At 62.5% G+C, this 7,441-nt stretch carries 7 protein-coding genes and 1 pseudogene; 3 read left to right on the top strand and 5 right to left on the bottom strand.

The window, feature by feature from the left end:
• Positions 1 to 42: 42 nt before the first annotated feature.
• A complete protein-coding gene (gene pvdQ / locus G7009_RS13600) occupies positions 43 to 2,361 on the bottom strand; it encodes a bifunctional acylase PvdQ (protein ID WP_308813325.1) in 2,319 nt (772 codons plus the stop codon).
• 201 nt (positions 2,362 to 2,562) lie between these two features.
• Here pvdQ and G7009_RS13605 point away from each other — a divergent pair, with 201 nt between their 5' ends.
• Positions 2,563 to 2,937 (top strand): fe2+ zn2+ uptake regulation protein, encoded by a 375-nt coding sequence (locus G7009_RS13605; RefSeq protein ID WP_181130586.1) that lies wholly within the window; start codon positions 2,563 to 2,565, stop codon positions 2,935 to 2,937.
• A 31-nt stretch (positions 2,938 to 2,968) separates the two neighbouring features.
• On the opposite strand, the gene G7009_RS13610 is transcribed toward G7009_RS13605, so the two are convergent.
• Positions 2,969 to 3,157: a hypothetical protein gene (locus G7009_RS13610; RefSeq protein WP_181130587.1), complete on the bottom strand. Its 189-nt coding sequence runs from the start codon at positions 3,155 to 3,157 to the stop codon at positions 2,969 to 2,971.
• 482 nt (positions 3,158 to 3,639) lie between these two features.
• On the opposite strand from G7009_RS13610, the gene G7009_RS13615 reads away from it, so the two are divergent.
• Positions 3,640 to 4,008, top strand: coding sequence for a Mor transcription activator family protein (locus G7009_RS13615; protein ID WP_181130588.1), 369 nt, complete (start codon positions 3,640 to 3,642; stop codon positions 4,006 to 4,008).
• A 164-nt stretch (positions 4,009 to 4,172) separates the two neighbouring features.
• Here the strand turns inward: G7009_RS13615 and G7009_RS13620 are convergent, their stop codons facing one another.
• From G7009_RS13620 to G7009_RS13630, 3 genes are read right to left on the bottom strand one after another with little or no spacing between them, the layout of a single operon-like run.
• Entirely contained in the window at positions 4,173 to 4,904 is a 732-nt protein-coding gene (locus G7009_RS13620) for a substrate-binding periplasmic protein (RefSeq protein ID WP_181130589.1), read from the bottom strand.
• A 25-nt stretch (positions 4,905 to 4,929) separates the two neighbouring features.
• A complete protein-coding gene (locus tag G7009_RS13625; RefSeq protein ID WP_181130590.1) occupies positions 4,930 to 6,282 on the bottom strand; it encodes a GGDEF domain-containing protein in 1,353 nt (450 codons plus the stop codon).
• 1 nt (position 6,283) lies between these two features.
• Positions 6,284 to 7,054, bottom strand: coding sequence for a substrate-binding periplasmic protein (locus tag G7009_RS13630; protein ID WP_181130591.1), 771 nt, complete (start codon positions 7,052 to 7,054; stop codon positions 6,284 to 6,286).
• Between the two features lie 233 nt (positions 7,055 to 7,287).
• On the opposite strand from G7009_RS13630, the pseudogene G7009_RS13635 reads away from it, so the two are divergent.
• Positions 7,288 to 7,441, top strand: a pseudogene (locus G7009_RS13635) (electron transfer flavoprotein subunit beta/FixA family protein); the annotation flags it as partial.

The following is a 7,441-nucleotide window of genomic DNA, read 5'->3' on the forward strand; positions in this document are numbered from 1 at the left end:
AGCCTGCTCCGCCCGCTGGCGGAGCGCGCTGCCCCTCCCGCGTCAGGGTAGGTTGCCGGCCACCGGCGCCTTGTCCCGTTCGCTGATCACATACTGTCGAAACGCCGGGTCGGCCTCGATCTGCGCCTCGGTGAACGGCATCGCGTGCAACTGCTTGGCCGAGAAGGCGCGGGTCTGGTCGCTCGCATGGCAGGAAGCGGATTCGCTGGACTGGGAAAACGCCAGCAGCCCTTGGGCCTGCGGGCCTTTGTCGGTGAAGCTGACCAGCTGCAGATAGCTGGTCCCACTGACCACCAGCCGCTTCCCAGGCTCGTGCGGCACGCTGAGCATCGCGTTATAGATACCCAGTGACTGCGAGCCGCCGTGCATCGGCGTGCCGTCCGCCGCCTGCTGGACCTGTCCCCATCGGCTATCGGCGGCAATACCGCTCTCCCTGGCCTGCTTCAGGGACGCCAGGCCAGCCTCGCGCAACAGCTGGCGAACCGCGGCCTGCTCCACGGCCAGCCCGCGAGGGGTGTGCAGCGGATCCGCCGGGTCGAAGGCCACGCGCCAGGCCTCTGGGTGACTGGCCATGGCCTTGAGCAAGTACTCGAAATGCACCAGGCCCAAGCCGCTATCCAGATCGGCCTTGCCGTTCCAGGTCTTCAGGCTGTCGCACACGGGCGCGAGCTCCGCTTCGGCGGCGCCACACCACTGCAGCAGGTCCGGTAGCACCAGGCTCGCCACGTACACCTCATCGTCCATCACCATGCGCCGCAGCTCGTCGACGCCCACCTTGCCATTGCCTTGCAGGCGCTGCAGGGCGAAACGGCTGCGCATGCCCAACGCCCGGTGATCTTGGCTGACCAGCGGCGAGAAGCCGGTCTGCGGCTGGGCCGGGTTGGCCAGCCAGGCCGAGTCGTTGGAGTTCTGCACGAAGTCGCGCCGCGCCAGGGTAGGCAGCAAGCGGGACGGGAAGATCCCGCGCTGGGCCGCCTGAGGATCGGTTTTCCACCGGCAGGCGCTGCGCGAGCCATCGAGCACCACCATCGGTTGGTCGGCGGCTGCGGGGTCGCCGCACTGGGCGAGCAGGGCCTGGTCGACGTAAGGCACCACCGACTGGTTCATGTACAGCGCCTGGCCGCCGGCATCGACCGCAAGGGTATTGACCCAGGGGATACCCTGGATCCGCTCCACGCTGTCGCGCAGGGCCGCAAGGCTCTCGGCATGGTTGATGGCGTACCACTGCTGCAGGACGCGGGTGTTGTCCAGGTTGGCATCACGCAAGCTGTAGGCGTACCGATTGTCCCAGTCCAGACGGCCCGGCCATTGCACCACGGGACCGAATTCGGACAGGTAGACTTCACGCCGCACCTGGCTCGTTTGCCCACCTTCATCCTTGACCGTCACGCTTACCGCCTGCCGTTTCAAGGGCAGCGACTTGCCATCGAGCAGGTAGCGCGTCGGGTTCTTCGGATCGAGTTGCAGACGGTAGAGGGTGAAGTGCTTAGAGGTGTCGACCGTGTGTGTCCAGGCCACATGCTGGTTGAAGCCGATATTGACCAACGGCAGGCCAGGCAAGGCGGCGCCCATCACGTCCAGCTGACCGGGAATGGTCAGCTGCATCTGGTAGAAGCGCAGCCCGCCCATCCATGGGAAGTGCGGGTTGGCCAGCAACAGACCGCGGCCATTGCTGGAGCGCTCGGCGCCGACGGCCACGGCATTGCTGCCGCGCTCCTGGGCGAAGCGCAGCTGGCGCGCCAGGGCCACGCTGAAATCATCGTCCTGGCGCTGCGCCGCGACCTTCGGCGGCGCGGCGGCCACCACGGCTTCGGCGAACTGCCCCAGCCCGCCTTCGGCCAGCAGGCGACGGGTCAGCTTGATCAGGTCGAGGCTGGTGACAGGTCGCAGCCAGTCACCCGCGCCGCATTCGGCGGGCAGTCCCTGGGTCTTGCGCTCGGCCAAGGCACGGTTGTAACCGCTGGCGTAGCCCTCCAGCAGTTCCCTTACCTGCCTGGGCTGGGCCTGCTCGAAGGCGGTCACGGCAGTCGGCGCGTTCAACCAGGTGAAGAACAGGTCACTGTCGAGGTTGTTGCGTTGCTCGAAGGTGGTGGCCTTCGGACCGAAGTACCGGGAGCGCTCGCCGTTTACCGTCACTACTTCGTTGGCCAGCAGGCAGAGGTTGTCCTGGGCGTAGGCATAACCGATACCGTAACCCAGGCCGCGTTCATCCTTGGCCAGGATATGCGGCACGCCGAAGCTGGTTCGACGAATCTGCGCCGAGGCATCGGGCGCGGCTTCCCGCGCGTGGGTGGCGAGACTGCAGACAGCGAGTCCGACGGCAAGGCCGAGGCTCGCCAAGGTACCGAAAGGTTTGCTCACGGACACTCCTGTTGGATTGAAAGGGTCATGCCGATCAAACGAAGTGCAACATGAAAATTTTACGGATATCGCCAGCCTGAAACGTCTTGAATTCTATGCCGCAATTTTTTTCACCGAGAAATTGCAGTTTCCCCGATCTCATTCGTCCTAATAAGTGAGGCATCCATGTTTTCAGGACAGTCCACGAAAAGGAGCATTCACATGCGCGACTCGCAACCGGCCCTGCGCGCCGACACACGCACTGGCGCAGCGGGAGCCAGCCCGACGGCCGACTCGGATGAGCGCCTGGGCAACGATCAGATTCGCGAACTGCTGCGCATCTATGGCCTGCGTACCAGCCTGATCCGCCTGAAAGTGATCGATGCCCTGCATGCGGCCGATCGAAACGGCCGCAGCATCGGCGTACGCGGCGTCCATACCCAGCTGGAACAGCTGGATATCCCGCTGTCGTTTCTGAGCGTGCGCGAAGTGCTCAAGCGCCTCTGCGTCGAAGGCGTTATCAGCCTTGGCAGCGACAAGTGCTACAGCCTCAACCCGCAGGCCCGAGCGGTGCTGGAACTGCCCGTCGCGCGTTGAGCGGTTGGCCGGCGGGCACCGGCCAGCTGCATCAGAGCTTGACCTTGCGGCGCATGATGCCGTTGATCACCACCACGATCACAGCCACCGCGATGGCAATGTACTGAAACGTCTGCTCACTGATCACGCCCTCCTTCTGCAGGTGGGACAGGCCCAGCATGATCCCCAGTACCACCAGGATGATCAGAAGGGAGTATTTCAGGCGCTGAACGTGTGTCATCGGATAATCCTTGTACATCAATGTCGGTAGGCTCGCTTCGAGCCGCGGCATCATACAACGTAGCCCGCCAAAGCGGTGCATCCAGTGGTCCATGTGGCCACTGGCGCCCCTGCCCTCCCCTTGCCTCCCGACCTACCCGTCCTTGCCGCTGCTCGCCGGATCGGCCAGTGTCACCGCCTGCGTCCGCAGGCCGTTCGCGCGATAGTCGGAGGCGCTATCCGGTCCTGACCATGGGTACGGCTATCTCAGGAATCCCAGGCCAAGGCTTGCCTGGGAAATCAAGGCTTGCAGACCGACGTCGAGGTGGCTTCCTACATCGGCATTCCCGACTGCCTGCAAGCGGCGGTTCGTATGACGCCTAGCAACAGCCTTCTGCGCTGCCTGAGAATCAGCTCCGGTCGCTTCTACTGGAAACGGCGACCCTGAACGCTTGCCACGGAAGCTCAAGCGCCGGCACTCCCCATTCAGCCAAGGAAGCCCCTATGGAACAGCATGACCTCACGCTCATCGATGTGACCCAACTGCCCCATTCGCTGCAGTCGCTGATCGAATGCATCGGCATCGAGAATGCCTACCGCCTGACCTGCGCCTATGGCGGGCGTCCCAAATACATTCCAAAACATCGGGAAAGGACCCGACTGGTCGACATTCTCCCGCCCGAGGCCCTGGATGCATTGATCAAGCGCTTCGCCGGCATGGCATTGGAAATTCCCAAGTCCGATCACTTCATGCGTCAGTTGCGCAACCTGCAGATCCAGCGGGAAAGCGCGGAGGGGCTGTCACGCAGCCTGTTGGCGAACAAATATGGGCTGAGCCTGCGGCAGATCGGGAATATCCGCCGGCTGGTGTAGCGTAAGCCCGCTCTCGACGACGTCCTGCCTGACTCGCCACCAGCGCCACCGATACCCAGCCATCGAGGTCCGAATCCTCGATGGCTTTGGCCATTGCCAAAACCCTCTCCCTAGACGACATGGCGTACCTGGACAGGATCTTTCCGACGCACCCCAGGTGGACGTCAATGCTCACCCATGAGCCGACCCAGCTCACCCGAAGCCTTGAGCTTCTCGAACGCCCGTCGAGCCCGAGCCACGGTGTCGTCCGGGGTGCTCAGGCTGAACGCCATGTACACATGGTCGGGCTGCTCGTCTATCGAATAGACCTCTTCCAGGATGCTGAAATCGACTTGCGCATCCTCGCTGCTCTGTCGCGCGGAGCGCTCTGTCAGCGGCAGCAGCCGAACCTGATGATTGAGCAGTTTCTGGAAGTTGTCGCGATTGTTGTCCGACACCACGAGCCGCGTGAATCCTCGCTGCTGCAGAAGGAGCTGCCGGGTGTCGTAACGCACGACACCGATGCTGTAGCTCTTGGCCTGCGCCAAACTGTTCAAGACGATTTTCTCCCCATCGCGAAGCTTGTAAAGGCGGGTCGTGACGGTGGCTATCTCGCCTACCCACTTGAATGAGTGCTCGCGCGCGCTGGTGCGATCCAGCGGGTAAATCAGCACGTCAGGCTCGCGCAGCGCCTTTTCGTACGCCCTCGCCCAGGGATAGATGACGATGCGATAGTCACCCAGTGCCGCCAGGTCGAGCATGGCCTGGGCGACCTGCGTGGCCGGTCCCACGACCTTGCCGTCACGTAGGTAGGCGTAACGGGAATCCTCGGTCACGACATCGATTCCCTGGGCGTGGCTGTGCAGGGCCAACAAGATCAGGAGCAGGCTTGAGCAGAATGTCAGACGGTAACGCATGGTGGCCTCACAGCGCGCGTGATGTTCAGAAAGCAACGCGATCACGTCCCTGACGCTTGGCGCGGTACAACGCCTGGTCGGCGCGTTGCAGCAGCAGGTCGAAATGATCCATGGATTCAGGGTCGAGCTCGGCGACACCTATGCTCACGGTGACAAAGGGGGAGATGGATGACGCAATGTGCGGCAATGCGCGTTCCGCCAGCCTGGCGCGTAACCGTTCAGCCGCGTCGCTGGCCTGGCTGGCGTCGACGTTCGGCAAGACCACGACGAATTCCTCGCCCCCCAACCGGGCAGCCAGTTCGCCCGAGCGCCCGAACGCACCGCGCAGGGTTTCTGCGACCTGCTTCAGGCACTCATCGCCCATCATGTGTCCGTAGGTGTCGTTGTAGAGCTTGAAAAAATCGACATCGCACATGAGCACCGTCAGCGGCGTCCCGTGGCGAATCGCACGACGGAATTCGACTTCTTTCAGTTCATCGAAATGGCGGCGGTTGGCCAGGCCGGTCAAGGCATCGTGGCGCGACAGCGCTTCGAGCGACAGGTTGGCTTGCATGAGTTGCGCGGTGCGTGCCTCGACCAGTTCGGCCAGCTGATCACGGCTGGCTGCCATGGCCAGCTCATCCCGACGCTGACGCTCCAGGTGGGCATGGAGGCTGTCCTGCAACCCGTTCACCTGGGACTCGAGCAGACTGAGCTCGTCCTGGTGACGCACCGAGCGCTGCAAGGTCAGATGCCGATTCAATGTCTGCGGAACGAGTTCTCCCAGATGCCGTGCGATGTGTTTCACGTGCACGGTGACCAGCCGGTTGAACACGGTCATGATCAACCCGGCCAGCAGCAGCGACTGGACGATCTGGGTGATGAAGATGCTGAAGGCTTCACCCCAGAGGCGCGTCCAAAGCAGATCGGCATCTCCTTCGATGGTCAGTTCGCCGACTGTTTCGTGTGCACCGGCATAGGGTTCGGCGACCAGCTGACGATGCAACACCGGCGCCACATCGGTGGTACGGCCGGCGTAGCGATCAAGTTCGATGATTTCCGGCGATTGACCGGGGCGCAGCACCTTGAGCGCCACTCGTCCCACCGGCGCCGCCTGCGCGACGCTGGCGAGCTGCTTGCCCAGCGACTCGCGGTCCATCTCCCAGATCGCTTCGGACAAGGTGTTCTGGAACACCTGATCGATCAGCGCAAGCTCTGCCTTCATCTCGCCCAGGTTGTTTTCCCAGGCGAGCCAGGTGCGCAACGTGACCATGGTCAGGGTGAACAGCAGGCAGAACACCAGCGTGGCGAGCACCAGCCTGCGCCCCAGGAAGCTGAAGGTTCCAGTGTCCAAAGCCTGCGGGTTCCGAGAAGCTGCGGCACGGTGTTCCTGGGTCATGTCACAGCCATTTGCGCATGATTGCATCGTAGACGCCATTGCGGCGGATGGCGTCCAGAGCGACGCGGAACTTGTCGACCGTCTCGGTGGGCGTCTTGCGGCTGAAGGCCATGCTCAGGATCATCCCCTTGCTCAGCTCAGGGAGTGGCAACGAGCGAATCAGCACCTTGGACGGGTCTTCGCCGTTCTGACGAGTCAGATACAGCGCGTTGAGTTCGTTGGAAATCCACAACTTCACATGATCGACCTTGAGCTTGCGGTAGTTGTGTTCGTACTTGTTGCTCGATTGCAGTTCCTGCCCGATTCGGAAGCCCTTGGAAACCAGGTATTGCTCACCCACATCCTTATTGACGGTAGCGATCTGGTGACCATGGGCGTCGGCCAACGAATCGAGCTTCACAGGCCGTTCGGCCAGCGAGTAGATGTACCAGTTGGTCGGCGCGACCCCGCCGACCCATTGGAACAGCGCTTCGCGCGCTGGCGTACGAGCGATCGAGTAGATCAGTACATTGCTATCGTTGAGCGCCAGCTCATAGGCACGCGCCCAAGGCATTACCTGGATCGAGGCGTGGACGCCGGCCTCCTTGAGCACCGCCTGGAGCACTTCGGTGCTCATGCCGGTCACCTTGCCGTCCTGGGTCATGTTGTAAGGCGGCAACTCTTCGGTGACGATACGCAACGGCGCCTCCGCTCCCTGGGCAGATGCCCCTCCACCACAGGTCGCGGCCAGTAGAATTGCCTGCAGCAGGGCATGCTTGAGCTGCCGAACCATCGATGATCACCTTCTTATTATTCAGCGCGCAGGGCCTGATCCGGCTAAAAGGCGCCGACATCTCTTTATCGGCTCGGTCTGTACGGGCTTGAGACAAATGTCGAGTCTTTTACTGCCGCTGCCTAGGCCGTCGCTAGTCGATATGGACGATCCGCGCTTGCCCGCCCGCCGCTATTGTCACCGACAGGCGAGCATTCTGCCCTCCCCCCACGATGCACACGACTGGAGAGCCTATGAAGGTGCTGGTAAGAGTCAAACGCGTGGTCGACTACAACGTCAAGGTTCGCGTCAAGGCGGACAGCTCCGGCGTCGACCTTGCAAACGTCAAGATGTCCATGAACCCCTTCTGCGAAATCGCCGTGGAAGAAGCCGTGCGCCTGAAGGAGA

Source organism: Pseudomonas capeferrum (genome assembly GCF_013523055.1).
Taxonomy (GTDB): domain Bacteria; phylum Pseudomonadota; class Gammaproteobacteria; order Pseudomonadales; family Pseudomonadaceae; genus Aquipseudomonas; species Aquipseudomonas capeferrum_A.

Bases quoted from the DNA above. Each gene is read 5' to 3' on its own strand.
- G7009_RS13605 (WP_181130586.1), top strand. From the start codon at position 2,563: ATGCGCGACTCGCAACCGGCCCTGCGCGCCGACACACGCACTGGCGCA.
- G7009_RS13610 (WP_181130587.1), bottom strand. From the start codon at position 3,157: ATGACACACGTTCAGCGCCTGAAATACTCCCTTCTGATCATCCTGGTG.
- G7009_RS13630 (WP_181130591.1), bottom strand. From the start codon at position 7,054: ATGGTTCGGCAGCTCAAGCATGCCCTGCTGCAGGCAATTCTACTGGCC.
- G7009_RS13615 (WP_181130588.1), top strand. From the start codon at position 3,640: ATGGAACAGCATGACCTCACGCTCATCGATGTGACCCAACTGCCCCAT.
- G7009_RS13620 (WP_181130589.1), bottom strand. From the start codon at position 4,904: ATGCGTTACCGTCTGACATTCTGCTCAAGCCTGCTCCTGATCTTGTTG.
- G7009_RS13625 (WP_181130590.1), bottom strand. From the start codon at position 6,282: ATGACCCAGGAACACCGTGCCGCAGCTTCTCGGAACCCGCAGGCTTTG.